The 22,782-nt window shown below is 58.1% G+C and carries 19 protein-coding genes, 1 pseudogene and 1 riboswitch; of the genes and pseudogenes, 14 read left to right on the top strand and 6 right to left on the bottom strand.

The genetic code is table 11. The annotated features are described in order from the left end of the window. Positions 1-460 precede the first annotated feature (460 nt). The 4 genes from XH92_RS36790 (at position 461) to XH92_RS36775 (ending at position 3,935) form a co-directional block, all read left to right on the top strand. Positions 461-1,306 (top strand): amino acid ABC transporter permease, encoded by an 846-nt coding sequence (locus tag XH92_RS36790; protein ID WP_246787945.1) that lies wholly within the window; start codon positions 461-463, stop codon positions 1,304-1,306. Next, positions 1,303-1,965, top strand: a complete 663-nt coding sequence (ehuD, locus tag XH92_RS36785; protein WP_194456436.1) for an ectoine/hydroxyectoine ABC transporter permease subunit EhuD — start codon at positions 1,303-1,305, stop codon at positions 1,963-1,965. Before XH92_RS36790 ends, ehuD begins: the two co-directional genes overlap by 4 nt. A gap of 27 nt (positions 1,966-1,992) precedes the next feature. Beyond that, a complete protein-coding gene (locus tag XH92_RS36780; RefSeq protein WP_194456435.1) occupies positions 1,993-2,718 on the top strand; it encodes an amino acid ABC transporter ATP-binding protein in 726 nt (241 codons plus the stop codon). Between the two features lie 407 nt (positions 2,719-3,125). Beyond that, the gene (locus XH92_RS36775) at positions 3,126-3,935 is read left to right on the top strand and encodes an Asp/Glu/hydantoin racemase (protein ID WP_194456434.1); all 810 of its coding nucleotides are present in this window, start codon (positions 3,126-3,128) and stop codon (positions 3,933-3,935) included. A 74-nt stretch (positions 3,936-4,009) separates the two neighbouring features. On the opposite strand, the gene XH92_RS36770 is transcribed toward XH92_RS36775, so the two are convergent. Together XH92_RS36770 and XH92_RS36765 are read right to left on the bottom strand one after the other, a co-directional pair. After that, complete coding sequence (locus tag XH92_RS36770; protein ID WP_194456433.1) at positions 4,010-4,210, bottom strand: 4-oxalocrotonate tautomerase family protein; 201 nt, start codon at positions 4,208-4,210, stop codon at positions 4,010-4,012. A 449-nt stretch (positions 4,211-4,659) separates the two neighbouring features. Next, positions 4,660-4,920, bottom strand: coding sequence for a hypothetical protein (locus XH92_RS36765; RefSeq protein ID WP_194456432.1), 261 nt, complete (start codon positions 4,918-4,920; stop codon positions 4,660-4,662). On the opposite strand from XH92_RS36765, the gene XH92_RS44135 reads away from it, so the two are divergent. Beyond that, the gene (locus XH92_RS44135; RefSeq protein WP_371817870.1) at positions 4,868-5,197 is read left to right on the top strand and encodes a DUF86 domain-containing protein; all 330 of its coding nucleotides are present in this window, start codon (positions 4,868-4,870) and stop codon (positions 5,195-5,197) included. The two genes, XH92_RS36765 and XH92_RS44135, sit on opposite strands and share 53 nt — an antisense overlap. 324 nt (positions 5,198-5,521) lie before the next feature. Here the strand turns inward: XH92_RS44135 and XH92_RS36760 are convergent, their stop codons facing one another. Both XH92_RS36760 and XH92_RS36755 read right to left on the bottom strand, forming a co-directional pair. Continuing rightward, positions 5,522-6,292: an amino acid ABC transporter ATP-binding protein gene (locus tag XH92_RS36760; protein WP_194461598.1), complete on the bottom strand. Its 771-nt coding sequence runs from the start codon at positions 6,290-6,292 to the stop codon at positions 5,522-5,524. 18 nt (positions 6,293-6,310) lie between these two features. Next, entirely contained in the window at positions 6,311-7,552 is a 1,242-nt protein-coding gene (locus XH92_RS36755) for a pyridoxal-phosphate dependent enzyme (RefSeq protein ID WP_194456431.1), read from the bottom strand. Between the two features lie 265 nt (positions 7,553-7,817). Further along, positions 7,818-7,923: riboswitch (glycine riboswitch) on the top strand. A 297-nt stretch (positions 7,924-8,220) separates the two neighbouring features. On the opposite strand from XH92_RS36755, the gene XH92_RS43420 reads away from it, so the two are divergent. Together XH92_RS43420 and XH92_RS36745 are read left to right on the top strand one after the other, a co-directional pair. Continuing rightward, positions 8,221-8,595, top strand: coding sequence for an FAD-dependent oxidoreductase (locus tag XH92_RS43420; RefSeq protein ID WP_246787943.1), 375 nt, complete (start codon positions 8,221-8,223; stop codon positions 8,593-8,595). 14 nt (positions 8,596-8,609) lie between these two features. After that, positions 8,610-9,193, top strand: a pseudogene (locus XH92_RS36745) (FAD-dependent oxidoreductase). Between the two features lie 97 nt (positions 9,194-9,290). Here XH92_RS36745 and XH92_RS36740 read toward each other — a convergent pair. Beyond that, positions 9,291-10,649 (bottom strand): short-chain fatty acyl-CoA regulator family protein, encoded by a 1,359-nt coding sequence (locus XH92_RS36740; RefSeq protein ID WP_246787942.1) that lies wholly within the window; start codon positions 10,647-10,649, stop codon positions 9,291-9,293. 190 nt (positions 10,650-10,839) lie between these two features. Here XH92_RS36740 and XH92_RS36735 point away from each other — a divergent pair, with 190 nt between their 5' ends. From XH92_RS36735 to prpB, 3 genes are read left to right on the top strand one after another with little or no spacing between them, the layout of a single operon-like run. Further along, positions 10,840-12,366 (top strand): MmgE/PrpD family protein, encoded by a 1,527-nt coding sequence (locus XH92_RS36735; protein WP_194456429.1) that lies wholly within the window; start codon positions 10,840-10,842, stop codon positions 12,364-12,366. A 23-nt stretch (positions 12,367-12,389) separates the two neighbouring features. Further along, the gene (gene prpC / locus XH92_RS36730; RefSeq protein ID WP_194456428.1) at positions 12,390-13,574 is read left to right on the top strand and encodes a 2-methylcitrate synthase; all 1,185 of its coding nucleotides are present in this window, start codon (positions 12,390-12,392) and stop codon (positions 13,572-13,574) included. Positions 13,575-13,584: 10 nt separating this feature from the next. Beyond that, positions 13,585-14,496, top strand: coding sequence for a methylisocitrate lyase (gene prpB / locus XH92_RS36725; protein WP_194456427.1), 912 nt, complete (start codon positions 13,585-13,587; stop codon positions 14,494-14,496). A gap of 468 nt (positions 14,497-14,964) precedes the next feature. On the opposite strand, the gene XH92_RS36720 is transcribed toward prpB, so the two are convergent. Next, positions 14,965-15,693: a GntR family transcriptional regulator gene (locus tag XH92_RS36720; protein WP_210345515.1), complete on the bottom strand. Its 729-nt coding sequence runs from the start codon at positions 15,691-15,693 to the stop codon at positions 14,965-14,967. Between the two features lie 908 nt (positions 15,694-16,601). Here XH92_RS36720 and XH92_RS36715 point away from each other — a divergent pair. From XH92_RS36715 to XH92_RS36700, 4 genes are all read left to right on the top strand, one after another. Next, positions 16,602-17,615: a hypothetical protein gene (locus XH92_RS36715; protein ID WP_194456426.1), complete on the top strand. Its 1,014-nt coding sequence runs from the start codon at positions 16,602-16,604 to the stop codon at positions 17,613-17,615. Positions 17,616-17,627: 12 nt separating this feature from the next. Continuing rightward, a complete protein-coding gene (locus tag XH92_RS36710; protein WP_194456425.1) occupies positions 17,628-17,978 on the top strand; it encodes a hypothetical protein in 351 nt (116 codons plus the stop codon). Between the two features lie 1,274 nt (positions 17,979-19,252). Continuing rightward, the gene (locus XH92_RS36705) at positions 19,253-21,283 is read left to right on the top strand and encodes a sorbosone dehydrogenase family protein (protein ID WP_194461596.1); all 2,031 of its coding nucleotides are present in this window, start codon (positions 19,253-19,255) and stop codon (positions 21,281-21,283) included. Continuing rightward, positions 21,240-22,184 carry an SMP-30/gluconolactonase/LRE family protein gene (locus XH92_RS36700; protein WP_194456424.1) on the top strand — a complete coding sequence of 315 codons (945 nt, stop codon included), beginning with the start codon at positions 21,240-21,242 and terminating at the stop codon, positions 22,182-22,184. The genes XH92_RS36705 and XH92_RS36700 overlap by 44 nt, the downstream gene beginning before the upstream one ends. The last annotated feature ends 598 nt before the right edge of the window (positions 22,185-22,782 follow it).

Here is a 22,782-nt window from a genome sequence, read left to right as displayed (position 1 = left end):
GGTCACTTTGCAAGCAGTACTACATCTGCCGATTGTGCGTCGAACGGTTTTCCGCTTTTGCGCCGACCCTAACATTGTAGGCTGTCAATTTGAAAGCCGGCCGCCTGACCCGCCGCGGGCCGCCTGTGCTTCTCGTAGGAAGCAAGCTGGCCGAGGCCCGCCTTTCGGCCCGCTCTGCGAGCGGCAACCAAAGTCGGGGCGGGGCGTCGACCTGCAAGGCATCGTGAAAACTTGACGGTCTCACGAACTTGATATACTGGGTATATCAAGAAGAACTCGCTATACTAGGGAGGAGGGGTGCGGTCGATGAAGGTGGAAGTTTCTGGCCCCCGCGCACTAATATGGTTGAGGCGCCGACGGGCGCCCGTTCGTAGATTCGCTGTGTAGCCTGAGCCGGATTGAGGCCGCGCCAACTTTGGTCCCGGCCAAGTCCGCGCGCTGATGCCGCATTGCGCGCAGATTGCAGCTCAGCCGCTTGCCTTCCAACGGCAGAGCCGAAAATGCAAACTGCCGCGTCGGACAGCAAGAAGACTTCAATCAAGCGGTGCGCCGGGCCAATGCGGGGCTTGCAATTTCGAGCTGCAATCCTTCCGACGAGCAGGTCGGGATTCGCAGCGCAGATCATTCACCGTCAGCTAGGTCGGTAAGGCCAATGAGCTTTCTTCGTATCCTGACAGAGATATTTTCCGGCTTCGGTATCACTGCGATCGTGACCCTGCTCGGCCTCTTGTACGCAATACCGTTCGCGCTTGTCGCGGGCGTATTGCAACACTTCTCGACCGGCATCTCGCGCTGGATTGTGACGGCCGTCATAGAGTTCTGGCGCAGTTCGTCGGCCATTGTGCTGCTATATGCCTTTTACTATTCACTCCCGGCCTTCGGGATCTACCTGTCCGGCATCACCGTCGCCTCCATGGTGCTCGGGTTGAATATCGGAGGGTATGGCAGCCAGTCGGTCCGCGCAGCCCTTCAGGCCCTCGACAAGGGGCAATGCGAAGCCGGACTGGCGTTGGGGCTCAGTCGCCCGGCGGTGCTATGTCTGGTCGAATTACCGCAGGCAATTTCTGCGATGATGCCAACGTTCATAAACCTGGCTATTCAGTTGATCAAAGGGACCTCACTCGTTTCGTTGCTCACGCTGACCGATATGACATTTCGAGCAAAGGAAATCTCTCAGTTAAGCTATAATCCGGTGCCGATATATTCGGCTCTCCTCCTTGCATATCTGATCGTCTGTTATCCGGTGACAGTGTTCGGGCGGCGTGCGGAAAAGTCGCTCGGCAAGGGACGTGCGGGGGGCGCATGAACTTCGATCTTGGCTTTGCACTGCAAATTTTACCACGAATCCTGGAAGGCTTGGACAACACGCTCGTTGTTTCGGTCCTCAGCTTCTTATGCGCTGCAATGCTAGGATTTTTGTGGGAGATGCTTCGGCGCTCCCATCCGATCGTGCGTCCGATCGTTCAATTTGTTATCGATGCAATTCGATCGACCCCCGTGCTGGCCCAGCTTTACTTCGCATTCTACGTTCTGCCGTACTATGGCATCACGTTGCCGCCGATGTTCGTCGGGGTGTTCGGTCTTGGGTTCTATTACTCCGGCTACATGTCCGAAGTGTTCAAGGCCGGCATTGATGCCGTGCCGCGAGGGCAACGCGAGGCCGCCGAAAGCCTGGGCCTGAGCTGGCTTGATACCTTGGTCTTCGTGATCGCGCCTCAGATGCTGCGAAACGTCGCCGCGCCACTCGGCGCATACTCTGTCTCGGTGCTCAAGGCAACGCCATACCTGGCCGTGATCGCCGTTCCCGAACTGCTCAGCAGCGCCTTCGACGTGGCGTCGGACACGTACCGGTATGCCGAACCGATGTTCGTCGTCGGTATCCTGTTCCTTGCTCTTGCATCCGTCGCAGTCGCTCTCATCGGGCGACTGGAGCGGCGGCTCGGAGTAGTCGCTCCATCGCACTAGTCCTGTGAAGATAACGCAGAGGACGACATGGCGTCCGAGCTAGGAGAGTCAGACAACACCACTGATCAGACCGCAATCGCGGCTGAAGCGGTGCACGTCGTAGGCCTTTGCAAGTGGTACGGCGACTTCCAGGTCCTGAGTGACGTCAGCCTTTCCGTCGGCACAGGCGAGCGGATTGTAGTCTGCGGCCCGTCAGGGTCAGGAAAGTCCACGTTCATCCGATGCATCAACCAGCTCGAAAAGCATCAGAAAGGCAGAATCGTCGTCAATGGCGCGGAGCTCGCGCCGGGCATGGGCGGGCTAGCCGAAGTGCGTCGCGAAATCGGGATGGTGTTCCAGCAGTTCAACCTTTTCCCGCATCTGACCATACTCAGCAATTGTACATTGGCTCTGATCCGCGCACGAAAGATGTCTCGCGGCGAAGCCGAAGCCGTCGCCATGGCGAACCTTCAGCGTGTGTGCATACCACAGCACGCAAAGAAATATCCGGATCAACTGTCAGGTGGACAGAAGCAGCGCGTGGCGATCGCACGGGCGCTCTGCATGAAGCCGAAGGTGATGCTCTTCGATGAACCAACGTCCGCTCTGGATCCCGAGATGACCAAGGAGGTCCTTGATGTGATGAGGACGCTTGCGCAGGAAGGCATGACGATGATCTGCGTCACGCATGAAATGGGCTTCCCGCGGGAGGTCGCCGACCGGGTCGTCTTTATGGACCGAGGACGCATTGTCGAACAGGCTGCGCCGACGTAGTTTTTTGCCGAACCTGAGCATGATCGGACGCGCAAGTTTCTTGGTGAGTTGCTGAGGTCGGAATCTCTCGCAGGACGCTGGTCGATGTGCGTGCGCGACTGTTTTCTGGCGGCCGCCAATTGAGGGATCGATGCCGCCCGATCAAGGCCCCGCGCCGTGATATGCGCCGGATAGGAGCGTGCAGGCACCATCTGCAGGATCGACAAGCCAACTGACTGGCGGTCCGGCCGTCCGGCTTGACAGCATAAATATCTACAGGGAGTATACCCGGTATGTATCTTGCCAAGAGTGCCGGTGCCCGGATCGAAGATCGGCTTGGACGGAATTGAGCCTTCTCACCATCTTGGAAATTGCATGAAGAGCGGAAGCCCGTATCAACCAAAGTATAGGCGCTGAGGGAGCCTAGCATGTCAGAGCAACGAGCGATCTCGCAAACCAGGCTCTGGAGCGATATTCCCTACGAGCTAGATCAGGGGTTTGGCTGGAGAGCGCACATCGGGATGGTCGTTATTTCCAATGACCAGTCGCTCTCACATGAAGCGCGAGCGATGCTGAACATTCCAGGCGTAGCGCTTTACGAGAGCCGTGTGCCCCCCTCGCGTGCTCGCAACCAGCCCGTAACGCTCGGTGGAATGAAGAAGCAGGCGGAGAGCATCGATGAGTCGCTTCGCCAGATCAATACAATGCGTCCGTCCGACGTTGTCGCGCTGGGATGTACGTCGGCTGCAATGGCGCTTGGTCCCAAGGAACTGGAAGCTCGCATCCATAAGGTGCATCCAGGTGCAAGCGTCACGAACCCCTTTACTGCCATCCTCTCTGCTCTTCGGGCGCTTCGCTCGGTGCGCGTGGGCTACGTGTCACCTTATCCTCGGGATCTTGCCGGGCAGATGATTGCCGAGATCGAAATCGCGGGCTTCCCGGTGCCAAAAGCCAGCACGTTTCACAAGGCGGATGGCTTTATTGCCGATGACGCACCCTTTATTTCCCCCGCGAGCATTTCCAAAGCCGTCCACCAAATGGCCGATCAAGCAGATGTTGACACGATTGTGGTCGCCTGCACACAGATGCGCGCTGCGGCCCTCATCGATGAGCTCGAGCGTATCACGGGAAAAGCTGTCATCTCGTCGAATCAGGCACTGTGCTGGCATGCTCTGCGACTGGCCAAATGCCAAGATGTCATACCGGGTTGGGGCCGCCTATTCGAAACCCTGGGGTGATCGCATCGGCCTTCGCGTGAAGTGATTGGTCGGTACGCAGGTGCCCGGAAGCACATCAAAGAGAGAAACGTACATCAGGGTTGGGGCAAAACGGGCTGGCCAGCTTCCACGCCAGCAATGAACCAGTCGGAACCTTCGATCTCATTAAAGATGACGTGGATGTTCGAAGGCGTACTACCGCAAATTCTCACAAAAGCATCAGTGACTACGTTTGCAAATTCCTGCTTTTGATCCGTGGTTCGCCCCGGCAGCATATCAATAGTTATCACCGGCATTCATCATCTCCCTAGGATCAGACGCAAGAGTTCCACCCGTTGCCCATGTAGATCAACCCACGCCATCTTAGAATAGTAAGTTGAGTACGCAACGGACCGATTTCCAAAATTGGTCCGCCTTCGCTCTGAATGAGGGACCGCACTATCATGCGGATCAATCGCACCAGACGACCGATATGCCTCCTTCGCCTTACCAAAATTTAGCATGTGGGGATCTCCTGCCAATGTGTCTGACGGTCTACTGCCATTACTAACTTCAGAGTCCGCATCAGCAAGAGGCGCTTGATCGCGACCAGCTAGGGACGTCGAAGGCAAGAAACTAACGGCCTAGCCTGAAGGCCTGGTCGTGAGTGACCTGACGGCCGGTCCAAGATCACGTCCGACGCTGGTGGAAGTTATTCGACTGCTTCGCGCCGATCGGGGGAGAGCTCGAAAAAGATCGGCGTCTGTCATGGGGAGATCTTCGGTTCAGTGGCCCGCAGTGAAGATCTGCAGGCAACGACGTGGACATTTTGGTCGATCTCGATCGTGCCATTGTGAGAGACTTGTTTGCCTATAGCCGTGTGCGACGAACGCTCCAGGACATCATTGGTCACCGCGTTGATATAGCGCGCCGGGGCCGGACGCGTCGCGGGTTGGACATTGAGCTCATCAGGGATGCGGTCCATGGCTAGTGAACGGCGCCGCATCGCGTGCTTACGCGATGTCATGAAGTGCTGCGATCAGATCGGAGCGTTTCTCTGCGCGGGTTCACGCAAGGCGTTCGACGGCGATCTGCGAACCCAAAACGCCATCCTTTACTCGCTGCAAACGGTCGGGGAAGCCGCGATTGGTTTAGACAAGGAAGAGAAGCGCCGGAGCGAGCCGGGGCTCATGGAGGGTTGTTACCCTCACATCCCGTGGCGAGACGTTCTCGTGACTATCGAACGTCGTGCGACCCGGCTACGACGATATCGATCTCGACATCATCTTGACCACGGCGTCTGAAGGCATACGACCGGTTCGAGACGCCGCCGATCAGGAGATCGCGAGAGCGGCCTCCGATTGAAGCCGAATGCCTCGGTGCGCTGCGACCCTCGACATTGCCCCCTTCGCGTCCTACCGTAGCTCTGACTCAACCCTGCTGCAGCGATCGGCATGCCGCGGATGGCGAAGGAGCTGATTCAACCTCTTGGGCGGGGATCGCGCGATAAGATCATGCTCGGCGCCTGACAAAAATGCGTTGCCAGCCCCGCGATGATCTGGCTGATCGGTAAGGATCTTGCGCATATCAGAGAGCGTCACGCTTTCGCGATACGTCGCACGGTTTCTTCAGTGCAGGAGCTGACCCAGGAAAAGCTTGGCGCGCTCTTGCTGGGGATTACCGAAGAATTCGTCAGGGGTGTTCATTTCGACGATCTGGCCGCCGTCCATGAAGATCACGCGGTCGGCTACCTGCCGCGCGAAGCCCATCTCGTGGGTCACGCAAAGCATGGTCATTCCTTCATCGGCCAGGCTGACCATGGTGTCTAGCACTTCCTTGACCATCTCTGGATCGAGCGCGGAGGTCGGCTCGTCAAACAACATGATTTTCGGATTCATGCACAGCGCCCGCGCGATCGCGACCCTCTGTTGTTGGCCGCCAGAGAGCTGGCCCGGATACTTGTTGGCTTGCTCGGGAATCTTCACGATGCGCAAGTAGTTCATTGCGATCTCTTGGGCTTCCTTGCGCGCAATGTTCTTCGCCCAGACCGGTGCAAGGGTGCAGTTCTGCAGAATCGTGAGATGGGGAAACAGATTGAAGTGCTGAAATACCATGCCGACCTCCCGGCGGATCTCGTGGATCTTCTTGAGATCGCCGGTCAGCTCCGTACCGTTGACGATGATCTGTCCCTTCTGATGCACCTCGAGCCTGTTGATGCATCGGATCATGGTCGACTTGCCTGACCCGGACGGCCCGCAGATGACGATCTTCTCGCCTCTGCGAATGCTCAGATCAATGTCACGCAGCACGTGAAATTCGCCGTACCACTTGTTGACGCCGATCATCTTGATAGCGGCATGCGCTGCCGGAAGCTCGCGTACATTATCCTTTGCCTGCATCAGCATCGACGGAGCCCGCTATTGTGCGTTTGGACCAGGATTATAGGCATACACATCCTTCAAGTAGGAGACGGCTTCGTCAACTGTCGAACAGACCCGCTGAACGGTGTGCCAGTCGATCGGGTCCTTCACTCCGCTCGATGTGCCAATGACCACCACGTCCTTGTTTTGGAAGTTCGGGGAGATGAAGTCGACGGCAGCCAGCGCAGCCGAGCTGGAAAGCTCCTGCCAAAGACCCATCCGGGCATATTTGGCTTGCGCCTTCAACGCTTCCTGATCGGTGACGCGCAATGCGGCACCCTTGGACTTCGAGATCGCCCAAACGCCACGGTAGCTGCTCACGGTACAGGCAATCGACGTCAGGCGGCTGTCCGCGGCACTGACGGCTGCCATCGGCAGCCTGTTGTCCAGCGCAGTCGCCAACGGGGCTAACCCCGCAGGCTCGGCCGAGAACGCCTGTGGCAGATCACCCGTCAGGCCGAGCTCGATCAGCTCTTGAAACCCCTTCACGATCCCGAACAGCAGCTCAGCGTAGCCCGTTGGTACGACCACGGCTGCCGGCGCCCGCCCGAGCTGATCAAACAGCTCATACGCGATTGTCTTGTACCCTTCCGGCCCGAAAGGGTGACCAGTATGGTAGCGTGTCGAATTGCTGGTCGGATGAAAACCAAGCTCGGCTACAAACTTGCCGAGTATCTCGAATTTGCGCTCGGCCTTGACCGGAACGGCATGCGCTCCGTAAGCGTTCAATGCAGCGAAGTAGCTTTTACTGAAGCGCTCCGGGACAAGTATAATGCATGGCAGCCCCGCCTTGGCTGCGTAAGCTGCGGTTGAGATGCCATGATTGCCTGTGGATGCGGCAACGATGCCGCGTGCGCCCGACATTTTGGCGGCGCTCACCACACACAGGTTCAGCCTGTCCTTGTGACTGAAGGTCGGATTTCTGCTCTCGTCCTTGAGAAAAACTTTGGCCTGACCGGACTGGCCTGGAAGTTCAATCAGGGGCGTGCCTCCCTCGCCCAGACTGAGCTCGTCAAGAATGGGAGGCAGCAAACTCCGCCAACGAAGCATTCCTTGCCCGCGCTGGGTCGAAAGGACGTATCGATCCAGGCGAAAATACTCAAACCCGATCTCCAGCGGGTACTGGTACGACCCGTCTAGGCTCTCGACGCCCCGCAGCTTCGGGGGGAATAGCGCAAACGAGCCCTTGTCAGGACCCAGCGAGAGCTGGGCGGTGGCGAGAGATTTTTCTACGGCCATTCTCTCAACTTCGCTCCCGTTCATTTGCACCGCTCGCAAAACGAGCGATATTTCTGCTGTTGACATACTAGGTATACCGTCTTCGTGGAAGCCAGTCAATTGGCGGCCGGTCGTTGAACCGTTTCAAACTGAAGCAGTCTGGAGTGTTGAAATACTGAGTATACTTTAATAGGCTTGAATTGAATGCGGTTAATTGTGGCGAGTTTGCTCGGCGCGGCGCCGACGGACCAACGACCCCGGAAACTCTCAGGCAAAAGAACGCTCACATTTCGACTCTGAAAAGCAGGACTTCAGTCCTGTGCCGATGGTGAAAGTCGCCGCTTGGATGACGGCTGCGATGAAGCTCTCAGGCCAATGACAGAGGTGATGCCAGATGGCCCGCGTGTCGCGGGCAGGAGCACCAACGACCCAATCTCATCATGGCCATATCGCCGTCATCGGCGCGGGCGTAACCAGAATCACCACAGCCTATAACTTGCTCAAGCGGGGCTGCCGGATGACCGTTTTCGACCGCCACCCTATGCGGCAATGGAAACGTCCTTCTTCCAGCCTCAAATGCCGAGGTTTGGAATAGTTGGGCGACGGTGCTCAAAGGCATCAGGTGGATATTCACGCCCGGCGCGCCACTTCTGATTAATCCGACGCCGTCCTGGCACAAGCTCTCCTGGATGACCCAATTCGTCGCTTCGATCCCGAAATACGAAGAGAGCACCGTCACAACCGTACGGCTGGCAATCGAGTCGCGCGACCGCCTGAGACGAATGGCGCAGGACGAGGACATCGACTTCGATTGCGAAAACCGCTGCATCTTGCACTTCTATCACAGCAAGGCGGAATTTGAAGCCGCGGCGTATGTTTCGGCATTGCTCGCCAAAGAAGGGCTCGAGCGGCGTGCTGTATCCCCTGAAGATATCCGGTCAATCGAGCCGGCCCTGCGCGGGACATTCCATGGCGGCTTCTACACCGCTTCCGACTTCAGGGGCGACATCCACAAGTTCACGACGGGACCGGCTCTTATCTGTGGCCGCCTTGTGCGACGCTGAACTTCTCCACCGATGTGCTCTCGATCGCGCTCGACAAGGGCACGAACATCCAGCTGAAGTGTAAGTCGACCGAAAATCACGACAGTGATGCTGGGATTTCCGATTTTGATGGCATCGTGGTTTGCGGCGGTGTCGGTTCTCGCCGCATCGCCGCCAATCTTGGTGATCGGGTGAATGTCTATCCCGTGAGGGGATATTCAATCACCGTGCACTTGCCTGACGGCTCGGATCAGCGGGCCGCGCCATGGACAAGTCTGCTGGATGACCGCGCAAAGATCGTGACCAGTCGTCTTGGCTCCGGACGTTTCCGCGTCGCCGGGACAGCCGAGTTCAACGGCACCAACAAGGAATAAGAGCAGCGCGCATCGAACCACTGATCGCGTGGTGCCGCAGGCACTTTCCCGGCATGAGCACGCGCAACGTCGTGCCCTGGGTGGGCCTGCGGCCGATGATGCCGGACATTCTCCCGTGCGTCATGAGAGGCCGCGATCCGCGCGTCTTCTACAACACCGGCCACGGCCATCTGGGCTGGACGCTTTCGGCGGTGACGGCCGATGCCGTTGCGGCACTCGTCACGGCAAGAGGGAATGCCGCCTAAGGTTGTCGGTGAGATGTCGAAAACCGGGGCCAATCCCGCAGCTTCAGCTTGCGAGCTCAAGTTTCGGGCCCTGTTCAGGTGCACACTCGGCGCGTCTTTAGCGTTGACGTGGCCTGGTCTCGATCCGGTACGGCACCAGACCCCGTTCCGCGGTGCCGACGTCCAAAGGGCGTCCAATGGGTGGCAGAGCGCGATGGCGGCAATCGGTGCGCTCACAGGCGCGGCAGCCCGGCCCGATCGGATCGGCTGCCTCGATATCCTCCAGGTCCAGTCCCTTTGAATAGACCACCTGGTCGGCATGGGCGATCTCGCAACCCAATCCGACCGCAACCGCACGTGGACGGCTCAAATAAGAGCCGCCGGATAGGCTCACCGTGCGTGCGATGCACAAATAGGTCGTACCGTCGGCCGTAGCTGCAAGTTGAACCATAATGCGACCGGGTTGAGAGAACGACTGATGCACATTCCACAATGGACAGGGGCCGCCGAAACGCGCGAATTGAAAGCGAGTTGCGCTGCTTCGCTTCAGGACATTGCCGGCGATATCGATCTTTAGGAAGTAGAACGGAATTCCAGGTGAGGTTCTGCGCTGCAGGGTGCTTAGGCGATGACATACCTGCTCGAAGCTCGTTCCAAAACGCAGCTGCAGCCGCTCAATATCGTATCGCGCCTCGCGCGCATTGCTCAAGAATGCTTCGTACGGCATGACGAGTGCGCCGGCGAAGTAATTGGCGAGGGCAACACGGGCCAATGCGGCGGCTTCTTCGTTGCTCAGGCACGCCTGTCGAACCTGGCGATCGATTGCATCGCGCTGCTCAAGCAAACCGATCACGTGTGCGATCCAAAACACGCGGCTTTCCGATGGCGCGTCCTTGGACAGAAACAGCGTCCGCGCGTTCCGGTCGAGCCTCCAAATCATGCCGTGGTCCAGCGATTCAGGCGCGTGCTCAATCCTGATCCGGTAGGCATCACGCAGGTATTTTAGAAAATCCTCCCCGTGATTCTGCGGTTGAAAATGCTTTGCCGCGGCGAGCCGTTCCGCCGCACGATCCAGCACATCGAAATGGTTGCGCTTGGATTGCACCCAGTCGCGGACTTCGTCATAGGGAAATCGGCTCGCCGCGCCGTCTGCCTCTGCAAAACTCGTCTGAAGTGCGCGGTGCTCCTCCTCAAGTGCGAGATAAGATCGGTAGAGATGGAGGAAGCGCCGCACAACTTCAGGGGCAACGCGCACGGCAGCGCCCGATTCCTCCGCGGAAATTGCCGTGCCGAACAAGGGATCGCTCGCGCTCTCGCGCAGCTCGCCCGCCATGCGCAGATCCTCGTCGTCCGCGAAGTATCCAGTTTCGAGATTGAACAGCCGCGTCAGTTTTGACAGCATTTGTGACGTAATCGGCCTTTGGTCGGCCTCGATCTGGCTCAGATAACCCGCGGAGATATTGAGGGTCTGTGCCAAGGCGGCCTGCGTCGTGCCGCGTTGCTCCCGCAGGCGCCGTAGCCGATCCCCTGCGAATACCTTGAGTGGCCTCATGTATTCGCAAAATTTACAAAAATGGGCGGTTCGTCGGCAATTATGAGCATCTTTGACGCTACTTCGCTGAGTTTGGCTTTGCTAAGTTTGCACAAATTCAGCCGAGGTGCAAAGAATGAAGCAGTACGACGTTCATGTTCACCCTTCACGAGCGCCCTTGCCAAGGTCCGGCCAGCTTGCCTGGAAGATTGCCGAAGTGGCCGCCGATCAGGTTCCGGTGGAGCGGACGGTGGCCCAGATGATCGGAAACCGGATCATCGACAATGCCGCGGTCGCAGCCGCCTCGCTAAAGCGACGCTCAGTCGTGAGCGCACGAGCGCAAGCATTGGCGCATAGCTATACACCCGGCGCAACCCTGTACGGTTTCGCCACTGAGCGCCGCGTTTCGCCGGAATGGGCTGCCTGGGCCAATGGTGTGGCCGTTCGAGAGCTCGACTTCCATGACACGTTCCTGGCTGCGGACTATTCCCATCCGGGCGACAATATTCCGCCGATTCTCGCGGTTGCCCAGCACTGCAAACGCTCCGGCGCCGATCTCATTCGAGGTGTGGCGGCCGGTTACGAGATCCACGTGGATCTCGTGAAGGGCATCTGTCTGCATGAACACAAAATCGATCACATCGCGCATCTCGGGCCGTCCGCGGCGGCCGGAATTGGCGCGCTGCTCAACCTCGCTGCTGAGACGATCTATCAAGCCGTCCAGCAAGCGCTCCATGTCACGACCACGACGCGGCAGTCCCGCAAGGGCGAGATATCGAGTTGGAAGGCGTACGCACCGGCCTTTGCGGGCAAAATGGCGGTCGAGGCGGTCGACAGGGCGCTGCGCGGAGAGGGCGCGCCGTCCCCCGCCTGGGAGGGCGAAGATGGCGTCATCGCCTGGCTGCTCGGCGGTCCGGACGCAAATTATCGTGTGCCTCTGCCGGAGCCAGGCGAGCCGAAACAAGCAATTCTCGACACTTATACGAAGGAGCACTCGGCCGAGTATCAAAGCCAGGCACTCATAGATCTCGCGCGTCGATTGGCGCCGGCGATCGGTGATTTGGGTCGCGTGCGGGAGATTGTCATTCACACCAGTCATCACACGCATTATGTGATCGGCACGGGAGCCAACGATCCGCAGAAGATGGATCCGCATGCTTCTCGCGAGACACTTGATCATTCGATCATGTACATCTTCGCCGTCGCGCTCGAGGACCGCGCCTGGCATCACGAGAAATCATACGCTCGCGAACGGGCGGGCCGCCCAGAGACGGTCGCCCTTTGGCACAAGATCAGGACGGTTGAGGATCCAGAATGGACCCGTCGTTACCACAGCCACGACCCTCGGCAGAAGGCGTTCGGCGCGCGGGTGGTCGTCACCCTGGAGGACGGCGCGACGATCGAGGACGAGATCGCGGTGGCCGATGCTCATCCGCTCGGTGCCCGACCATTCGGCCGCTCGGACTACATCAACAAGTTTCGTACGCTCGCAGACGGTGTCGTGAGTGCAGCCGAGCAGACGCGCTTCCTCGAGGCGGTCGATCGCGTGGAGCAACTCAACGCCGGCGAGCTCGGCTCTCTCAATTTCGCGGTCGATAGCGATCTGCTTGGCCAAGCGGAGCGTGTTGGTCTGTTCGATTGGAACGATGGTCGCCAGGCGTGATGCCGGTGTTGAAGGAGATCGATATGACAGAGCTTGCTCCAGTCCAGCAGCCGGTTGCACCAAAGAAGTCGGTGGCGCTATCGGGCATTATCGCGGGTAACACCGCACTTTGCACCGTCGGCCGCACGGGAAACGATCTGCATTATCGCGGCTACAATATCATCGATATCGCCGAGAACTGCGAGTTCGAGGAGGTCGCCTATCTTCTGGTGCATGGCGTGCTCCCTTCGATCCAGGAGCTGACCACGTACAAGGCCAGGCTGAAATCTCTGCGCGGGCTGCCGATGGCGGTTCGATCGACCCTCGAGGCGCTGCCTGCCTCAGCGCACCCGATGGATGTCATGCGATGTGGCGTCTCGGCCCTTGGCTGCGTCTTGCCGGAAGCCGCCGACCATGGGGCAGCCGCGGCATCCGATGTTGCCGATCGGCTTCTGGCTTCGCTTGGTTCGATGCTGCTGTATTGGTATCACTACGCCCACAACGGCCGTCGCATCGAAGTGCAAACCGACGATGACACGATCGGTGGGCACTTCCTGCATCTGTTGCACGGTGCAACGCCAGCGGACAGCCACATTCGCGCCATGCACACATCTTTGATCCTTTACGCGGAGCACGAATTCAATGCATCCACGTTCACTGCGCGCTCGATCGCCGGCACCGGCGCGGACATGCATTCGGCGATTGCGGGCGCCATCGGCGCGCTGCGAGGTCCCAAGCATGGAGGGGCCAACGAGCTCTCCTTCGATATACAGAAGCGATACGCCGATCCAGATGAAGCGGAACGTGACATTGGCCGTCGCATCGAGGCCAAGGAGGTCATCACCGGCTTCGGGCACCCGGTTTACACGATCGCCGATCCCCGCAATGAAGTGATCAAGCGGGTTGCGCAGCAGCTCAGCAGGCAGGCCGGTTCGAGCCGAATGTTCGACATCGCCGAACGGATCGAAGGCGTGCTGGCCCGGCGCAAAACAATGTTCGCCAACCTTGATTGGTTCAGCGCTGTTTCCTACCACCTGCTTGGCGTGCCGACCGCAATGTTCACCCCGATCTTTGTCATCGCACGCACGTCAGGCTGGGCCGCTCACGTCATCGAGCAGCGCGCGGACAACAAGATCATCAGGCCGTCTGCCAACTACATCGGGCCGGAAAATCGCCCCTTCGTGCCGATCCAGCACAGGACTGGATCCTCTGCGTCATGCGCGGCGTGAGGAGAGTGACATGGCGTATTTGATTGCTGCTGATCTTCCACGGTCTTCCGCCGGCCAGCGCTTTCGCGCTCTGGTGCAGAGTGGCGGGATCGTGCAGCTTCCAGGAACTCACAACGGCATGGCGGCCCTTCAGGCAAAAGCGGCAGGTTTCAAGGGCCTGTATCTGTCCGGCGCGGCGATGAGCGCATCCATGGGGCTGCCGGATCTCGGCATCATCACAATCGATGAAGTGGTATTCTTCATTCGTCAGATTGCTCGCGCGAGTGGGCTGCCCCTGCTCGTGGACGGGGACACTGGCTATGGCGAGATCCTCAATGTCATGCATATGGTACGCTGCTTTGAAGATGCAGGTGCGGGCGCCGTTCATATTGAGGACCAGATCCTTCCCAAGAAGTGCGGTCATCTCAATGACAAGAAGCTCGCAAACGCGCACGACATGGCAGCAAAGGTTGCGGCTGTCGCACGTGCGCGGCGCGATCTCTATTTGATCGCACGCACGGATGCCGCTGCAAGCGAAGGCCTCGATGGGGCCGTTGCGCGGGCCAAGCTTTATGTCGAGGCCGGCGCCGATGCGATTTTCCCGGAGGCGCTGACCAGTGGCGAGATGCTCAGAGAATTCGCACAGCGGATGGGAGAGGTGCCGTTGCTCGCGAATATGACGGAGTTCGGACGAACGCCGTTTTTCACCGCCTCCGAGTTTCAGGAAATGGGCTATCGGATGGTGATATGGCCGGTTTCTTCCCTCCGGGTTGCCAACAAGGCTCAGACCAATCTGTTTGCCACCCTCAAAAGAGACGGTGGCGCCCATAACATTGTCCACGAGATGCAGACACGCGCGGAACTGTACGAGCTGATCGGATTGAGGGATTACGAAACCTTGGATGCGTCAATCGTGCAAACTATTGTTCCAGACGTGATCTAATTCCTCTCAATCGCAGAAGTACCAAGTCGACGGCCGTTCGCAGCAGGGCCGTCGAAGACCAAGACGGCTTCTCAATCGTGCGCCGACCCGCAACGGACCTCGAGAACAAACGACAGAAGGCATTGTCGAAAGGGAGCCGCCGGCAGTGAAAGCCGGCGGCCCAAGGTCAGGGAGATCGCCGCTGATCGCCAGCTATCAAGCTCAGCGCAAAGCGGCTTCCAACTTATAGCCAATCCGGAAACACATTTTTCGTGGTGTCGCCGGTTCATCGTGGGCACGCTGACTTTTGATCTGCATCGTGTCGACAGTGCGCCACTTTTGTACGGAACGAACGACCGTGCTCCCAGCTGGATGTCAGCAAAGTCTCTCTTGCAGTAGCCAATTGCCGCATCCAGCGCTTCTTAAGCGCTTGCGAGAACACATCACAGTTCGGTCCATGCGGGGCTGTTGAGAGCTTGCATCCGCGGTTCATTTGCGCTTGGGATAAGAGCCCGACTGGATGTTTATGGAGCAGGCAAGCCGGTCGAAGGGAGATTGCACGACACCGAAAACAGTGATGGTCGGTTTGGCTGTCTCAACTTTGTAGAAACGGCGTAACATCGGATAACCATTGGGTACCGAGAATAATTCGGCAGCTTGCCCAGCAGCAGGGGCTGCATCCACCAGGTGGGAGGTATTGACGATATCAATCCCATGTCGCTGTAGCGCGTCGGCTATCAACCGTTCACCGAATTCGTCCACGATGTCGCTTTCAACGTCCGATGAAAGATAGGTCGCATCGTACATGACCGTCACCTCGTCGGCAAAGAATATCATCTTCCTGACGCACAGCATGGCCTTAGCGGGCGGATTGAAGATCTCCATCGTCGGTTCGGATATCTTTTCCCTTGTGACGGATAGCAGGCGAATGCTGGCTCCGCGCCAGGTCGATATCCCCGCGTCCAGCGCGAGAACGAATCTTCTTTTCCGCTTGACGAAGGTGCCCTTGCCCGCAACTGCCACCAACTCGCCCGAGACGCGCAAGTCACGTAGTGCGCGCTTGATGGTAATTGGGCTGACGCCGAACTCTTCGCAAAGCGCCGCTGTTGAGGGAATCGAATCACCCGGCAGGTAGGTGCCTGTCGTAATCCGCTTGAGGAGCTCCTCTCGGACACGCTCATGCAGAATGGACGGAATCCCCAATTGCAGATTGTTCAAGGGTCTTCTCTTTGTTTCGGACCAGAACTGAACTCCAGTTGGCTCCTTGCATATTATTAGCGCATAACCTGCTCATTTTGCAGCCTGCTTGACCGAATAGTATACCTGGTATAACGCTAAAGCATTGGTGTAGTCCGCGGGAGCGGACGTACGCCAGCAACATGTCCTGATCCGCGCGCCCGAAGAAAACTCGGAAGGCCGCCTTTCGCATGTCGATTGTGCTCAGTTCGCTTCGCGAGTGGCGCGAGGTGCTTTGCGATATCGGGGCGACGCGTTCGATATACGGGTGAGCGCATCCGACCGCGATCTTCGAGCGCGCAGACACACAGCGTCCCGAATATCTGCTGAGATCCTCACGCACGATGGGGCCGGCACTCGGGCGGTCAGCGCGTGATCAAACCTGCTGCCGCACGCCGGTCAGATCTGACCCCCGTTACGCGAGGCGCGCCGGGGCCGGGAAGACCTGCAGCATCCGCCGGTTTTTCCGACGTGGAGAGGCGGCTGGTTAGCAGCTGGGGTCACGGGTTACGGTTTGGCGACGATGCGCAAGTGGCGGTTCTTTTGCCGAAAAACTGCGAAATACTTGTGCACTTTGTGGTTGTCTGACCAGATAGATAGGCTAGGCTCATCCCGGGGTTGTGGGGCGTTGGCATTGAACAGTCGGTTTGACGTCTTCACGAGTTGAGTTTCTGAGGTGGCAAGTGGGACGGGTTGGGAGGGGAATGCCCGATGCCACTTGATGGCAAGCCGCGTCCGCAAAAGCATCGACGCGATGGTCCACGGCATATTCATGCGGCGCCCTGCCTATCGAAGGGTCGATCAGTCAGCGAGAAGTTGAGTTTTTTGGCGTCTATTCGAGACCGATCGTTTCAAAAGTTGCGGATTTCAGTAATGTATTGGGGGATACAATGCGAACACGGGCGAAGCGCACCCGCATATCTTTATTTGGCGCATTACTTGTATTGAGCGGATGCGCCATTGCGCCAGTCACGGATGACGTTGCGCATATTTCAGCCTCAAATATTGCAAGGCAGGTCCGCTGCGAGGCGCGGCAGGCTGTAATAGACGCATTGCTCGGCTATCTGACTAGCCCCGACAACAATATGAACAAGAAGAAACTCGACGACTATTCCTATGCAGTCGGAAATGAGCTCAAGCGGGCGTACCACGAGAATCCCGAGGCGATTAGAGCCTTTGATCCTTCACAGGTGACCGGTTTCGCCCGTACGGTGACAAAGCTCCTCTACAGTACAGGCATCGCCTACTACTACGATCTAACGGGCTTGGAAACGAACAACATCGATCCGGCTGCGAACCTCATTAGGCCGACGCCCATTACGTCGCTTGTGACCCTGGGTCTCACTGGAAATTTCGACAGGCAAAGGCAGAACGAGTGGTCGTTTACGATCACCGACAACTTCGGAAATCTCGTTCAAAAGACGAGCGAGAGCTATTGCACACACCATCTGGTGAGAACTGAAGATTATGTGTACCCCATCGCGGGTAGGATTGGCCTCGCGAAGTTGATCAAGGAATTCACCTTGATGAGTCTGTTCGAGAATCTCGACGAGCTCAACAAGGATGTGGCGACGGTAAAAAAAGGCCCGCCGAGCATGGTTCAGCAGCTTCAGTTCACCACGACCATTGGCGGTGGGGCATCACCCAAAATTGTCTTCGCGCCGACAGGGCCGCAGTTACAAGCCACTGACGTGAGCTTTCCCGTTACCGTGTCGCGCAAGGACACACACCAGTTAACCGTAGGGCTGTATCTGGATAAGGGAGAAGCAAAAATTCTCGATGTGGCTCGTGGCCCGATTTACGAAGGTTCGCTCATCACCGCATCAGGTGGACGCGCCGAACAAGGCGCGGCGCGGGCAGTTCAGCAATTTCTAGCATTGAAGATTTTCAAACCGGTCCTTTAAAAGGAGCAAGACATGGCAACAGTTAAGAAAGCCAAGAGAGGCAAACCAGCAGCAGGCCAAAAGGCGCCGAACGCGACCAAGAAAGCCGCCAAGCCCAAACCGGCCCGCTCAGGAGGGACTCACGTCAATTTCGGCGTACATGGCCTGGGAAAGATCATGACTGCCGTACATAACGCGGGTTTGGGTGATGAGCTCAATACACGTCTCAAGTCTTCCGGACAGTTCGTCAAGGTAAGCCGGAAGAGCCTGACGGCCATCAAGGAGTTTGTGAAGGACAGACCTCAACTCTCCAATTTGGCCGAGACGATCGGTAAATGTGACTGTCCTCCGGACGATCCCGGTTGCGTGTACATTCCAGGGTAGGTCGGCAAGGCGCCCGAAGTAGAAGAAAAGACCGGGCCGTGCAATGGCCCGGTCGTTTTGCTCCCTTGTGGGCCGTTAGCCGGGGCGGATGTTAGCGACGTGGTTCTACGGCAGCCGCAACACGTTCCGCAGCCAGCTCTTGTCGGCGAGGCGCCGTTTTGTGGCCTCGATTCATCGCGAGGCTTCTTCATATCGACGATATGTTTGCCGCCTCCGGTGGTCCCTCCCGCGTGGCCGCCGCCACAGCAATCTGCCGTGGTCGCGCTTCCGGGCTATGCTCGCGCGACACCCGCTGCCGACAGCCAAGATCGTCCACCAATATGCCGTCCCGGGAGCGAAGCTTACGCGCGAAGGACCGGATGCGGGTAATCCGCTCGTCCGGGTTGGTGAGGGGCAGGGATTGCAACATCCCCGCCTACTCGGCAGGTCCTCTATCCTCGGCGGCCATTCGTTTGCCGTCACTGCGGAAAGCTTAGGCTCATACTGATTGGCGGGATATGTCTGTCAGACGCGGTTGACGTCTCGGCCGACGGCAGGATCCCGCGTCCATTCTGTCGACGCGCGGCGCATACGATTGCGGACGGGCATCGCTCTGCACGTTGCGCGGCACAGCTTTCACTGCACAGCTCTCACTTGCTTCGACCCGTCGTGAACCGATCGGTGATTTTCCTCGCTGCGCCAGTGCGCCTTGCCACTGTTCTGGGAGAATACAAAGAGCGACTGAGAGCTTTGCTGAATCAATTGCGCGGCTAGTCTTTCGCCTCCTTGCGCTCGTGGATGGCCAGTCGACCGCCACTTGGTCGGGCGATTAGTTCGATACATTCAAGGCCTTTTGCCGCCATCGCGCGGCCAGATGCAGCCAACGTTCGTCCAGAACGTACCTTCGCGCTTTTGGTTACGATGAACGTTACCGGTCACGACGAATGCTTCATGACTGGGTTTCTGCGCTCGGGGCGGTGCCGTTGCATTGTCCCAGCAGTGAGACCGAGGCGGCAACCCGGGAAATAGAAACGTAATCTGCCGGACGTGCCGGCATGCGGTGATCGCGAGATCATCAATGTCCGGTTCTTTGCCAGCCACGACTAAGCAATCGCGCTCGCAGTGTCGTCCGCCAAGTACATTTGTCTGATAGAACCACGGGACGAGACAAACCGTGTATTCACACGGTATGGTTGCTGGAGACCGAGTCGTATTGCCGTCGGTTATTTTGGGGAGATTCGCCATTGAAAGTATCGAGCCGTTGTCGTCCTCTCGCGCATGTCTTTCATGTGTCGATGATTGCGCTTGCTGTTCTATCGACCGGCAGTCCAGTCGCGTCGTCGCAAGCCCTCAAAAAGAGCGGTTACACGCTGGGATCCGAGCAATGCGGCAGCGGAAGGCTGTCGTTCCCCCGGATCAAAATCGATATGAGGCAGGGCTTCTGCGCAGGTCTGGTCGCCAGCGAGGACGACGGTCTGATCTTTCCGCGCTCGATTGTACAGATTCCTGGCCATGACCTTTTTGTTATTTCGGACATGGGAGGGTGGCAACGTACGGATGGTCGCTTGCTGATCTTGGATCCTCATGCTGCGGATGGAAAGCGGATCAGGGAAGCGATAACCGGGCTCGAGTATCCTTTTGGATTGGCGGTCGGCCCGGACAGGAAGGTCTATGCCTCAACTGCAGAGATGATCTTTCGCTTCGATCCGCTTGCCTCCAATCCGCGCAGTACGATGGAGATAATCATCCACGGCCTGCCGGGCCGCAGGACAACCCTTTCCGACGGCACGAAGGTAGCGGAGAGCAGCCATTCGCTGAAGCAGTTCGTGTTCGATAAGACGGGCAGGATCTTCGTCAACGTCGGCTCAGACAGCGACGATTGCATCCCAAATCCTGGAAGGCCGGTGACCAAGGTGTGCCCCACGGGAGAGGGACCATCGCCGCTCGCATCGATCTGGATGTTCATGCCGCCGAATGGTGGCGTCTTCCCCGCGCTCAAACCCGCCGATCCCAACCCGCCGCGCGAGATCTACGCACGGGGACTACGCAACTCGATGGCATTGGCGCTGCACTTGCGGTTTCCGGAACCGGGCTTTGCTTTCCTTCAGGGTGAAAACGGCAGGGACTTGAAGGATTTCTTCAAACCCAACGAAGAGATCAACGCGATTGAAAAGGGAAAACATTACGGCTGGCCGTATTGCTACGATCTGGCAACACCGAGCCCGGAGTTTAGGTCCGTGTTGCAGAACGGACCCTACAAGAACTTCTGCAACGACACGGCAATCTACAAACCGCCGCACTCGCTGTTACCGCCCCACGGCGCGCCGCTCGGGATGCTGTATTATCATGGCAGCAGATTTCCGGAGCTGGATGGCAAGCTGCTGGTCGGGCTGCACGGCTATCGGCCTGCGGGCAGCCGGGTCTTGATCTACGACGTCGACGATCACGGCTTTCCAAAGGTCATCGCTCCGCCGGTCAGCTATAAGGTCAGCTGCGAGGCCGTGCCCTCACGTGCGTTTGAGACCGATGCGGGCAGGGCCCCCGCGGCGCCGTTCGAGGAGCTAATTTCAGGATGGCATAGGGTCAATGGCGCACGACCGCGAGGGGCACCGGTTGGGTTGACTGTCGCGGCCGATGGGGCGATCTGGCTGGTGGAGGACAAGAACAAGACCGTCATCCGCATTGATCGCGCGCTTGGCAATGCGCCAGATCCATTGCCATGCGATATGCGAACCCAAGCACAGATCGACGAGTTGGTTGACTTCGTCGCAAACGATCCTAAGAACCGCGCCCGGCTTACCGCAGTTCGCAGCGGGATTATCGAGAAACATTGCCTTGGCTGCCATTCGGATTTCGCTTTGAAGCACGGCCAATCAGACGCGGACAAAGATCAGGCCGCATTGAAATTCATGCTGTCGCAGGACGGCTGGATCTATCCGGGAGATCCCGATTCCGGTAAATTGCGCACGCGTCTACGCGGCTTTGGCGCCGAGAGGCTGATGCCGCCCGGAGGAGAGTCCTTGCCGAAGACGGAACCGGGTTATGCGCGCCTTCTCGACCTGGCGGACTACCTGGCCGGCACGATGGTTCCCGGCACGCGGATGAAGGTCAAGCAGGGGCCGGCCGAGAGGGATTTCTTCAGCAAGACCGGCAAGATCTGCGGCCAAATTCCGACAACCAAGGTCGTTATCGTGACAGAAGCGGAGGGCGTAGGTAAGCCGGGTTTTAGCCGAATTTACCGGCCGGCCGATCCTTTCCTGAGCGGAGAGTGCACTGACGCCGATGGCTATTACATTCCTAAAAAGGCTCTTGTGCCCTTGCGGTAGCGCATTGCTGGTCACGCTCGTGGCAAGCGCCGCGTACGCAGGTCCAAAATTGTTTGAGAGCCAGGCGGTGACGCAACCTGGCGAATACACCTTCGGCATCGAAGGACCTGCCGTCGATCGCGATGGGAATCTGTTTGTCGTCAATTTCGGAAAGCAGGGCACGATCGGCAAGCTCGCCCCGGGAAGCGCCAGCTCGAAAAAATATCTGGACTTGCCAGAAGGCAGTGTCGGCAACTCGATCCGCTTTAGTCGCGATGGGACGATGTTCGTCGCCGATTACAAAAAGCACAACATTCTCCAGATCAAGCAAGGCAGCCTGCAATCGGAAGTCTATTTTCATGCCGATGCGATGAGTCAGCCAAATGATATGACTATCGCTCGAGACGGCACGATCTACGCCAGTGACCCGAATTGGAAGGCGCGTAGCGGCCGGATCTGGCGGATTGCAAAAGCCGCTGACGGGTCGGTGCAAGGCCAGGTGATGACCGCGGCACGATCGATGGGCACAACGAACGGCATCGATTTGAGCCCCGATGAGAAGACCCTCTATGTCAGCGAGTCGAGCAGCGGCCAGATCTGGGCTTATGACGTTCGCGGCAACGAACTGATGTCGGCCCGCACGCTCAAGACCTTCCAGGCGGATACCGTGGATGGCCTGCGTACCGACACTGCGGGACGATTGCTGGTCGCACGAATCCAGAAAGGCAAGATTGCGGTTATGCAACCCGATGGCGCGCTGCAGAGAGAGGTCGATCTGCAGGGTAGCGAACCCACCAATCTTGCATTCGGTGGTGCTGATGGAAAGACGGTATTCGTAACGCAGCGTCAAGGCGGCTTCATCGAAGCTTTTCGCACGGATCGCGAGGGACGCGAACACTGTTTACAAAGGCCCGGTTGCTAGGGACAAATTATGCAGTAGCCAACAACCATCAGCGATACTCTCTTTCCCGATCCTCCTCTTGCGGCGTGCGTAAATTCGTAATCCGAACCCCTGAGTTCGGTCAATCGTTCGTGCTCGCGGAACTGAATCGGGGCCCAGCTGCGGATATTGGACGCAAAAAGGGTTGTCACAAGGATCGAGTCCAATAGAAATAGCGTAGGGCAAAACTCCTCGCCTATCCGCATTTGCGTCCGCAAGCGCGCTGAGATTAAAAACACAGCGTCCACGGAAAATCGCCGAGCCTGAATCCGAGCCTGAATCTAGGATGGAAACAGCTCAGCTGTCCTTATCGAGTGATTGGGTTAGCTCAGACCTTGGAATTTGTCTGGGAACGGACGGATGGCGCTCGCGATGGGTTTTGTGTTCCACTGAATGCCATCTGAAAGAGATTGGCGGCTGCCGCCCACTCGCGCGAAGATGGCCAGGTAGGAGCATGCGCGGGGGCCGCCAGGCCGACAGTTTATCGTGCGATCAGTTTAGGTCAGTCATCGATTGAAATCCTGCGAGATGATGCAGAAAGTTGCCGAACTCCTGCATCGATTTCCTGCATGTTGGCAGC

The organism is Bradyrhizobium sp. CCBAU 53421 (genome assembly GCF_015291625.1).
In the GTDB taxonomy this organism is placed as follows: Bacteria; Pseudomonadota; Alphaproteobacteria; order Rhizobiales; family Xanthobacteraceae; genus Bradyrhizobium.
The sequence above is the reverse complement of the archived record's forward strand: the minus strand, read 5'-3'. Positions and strand labels throughout refer to the sequence as shown.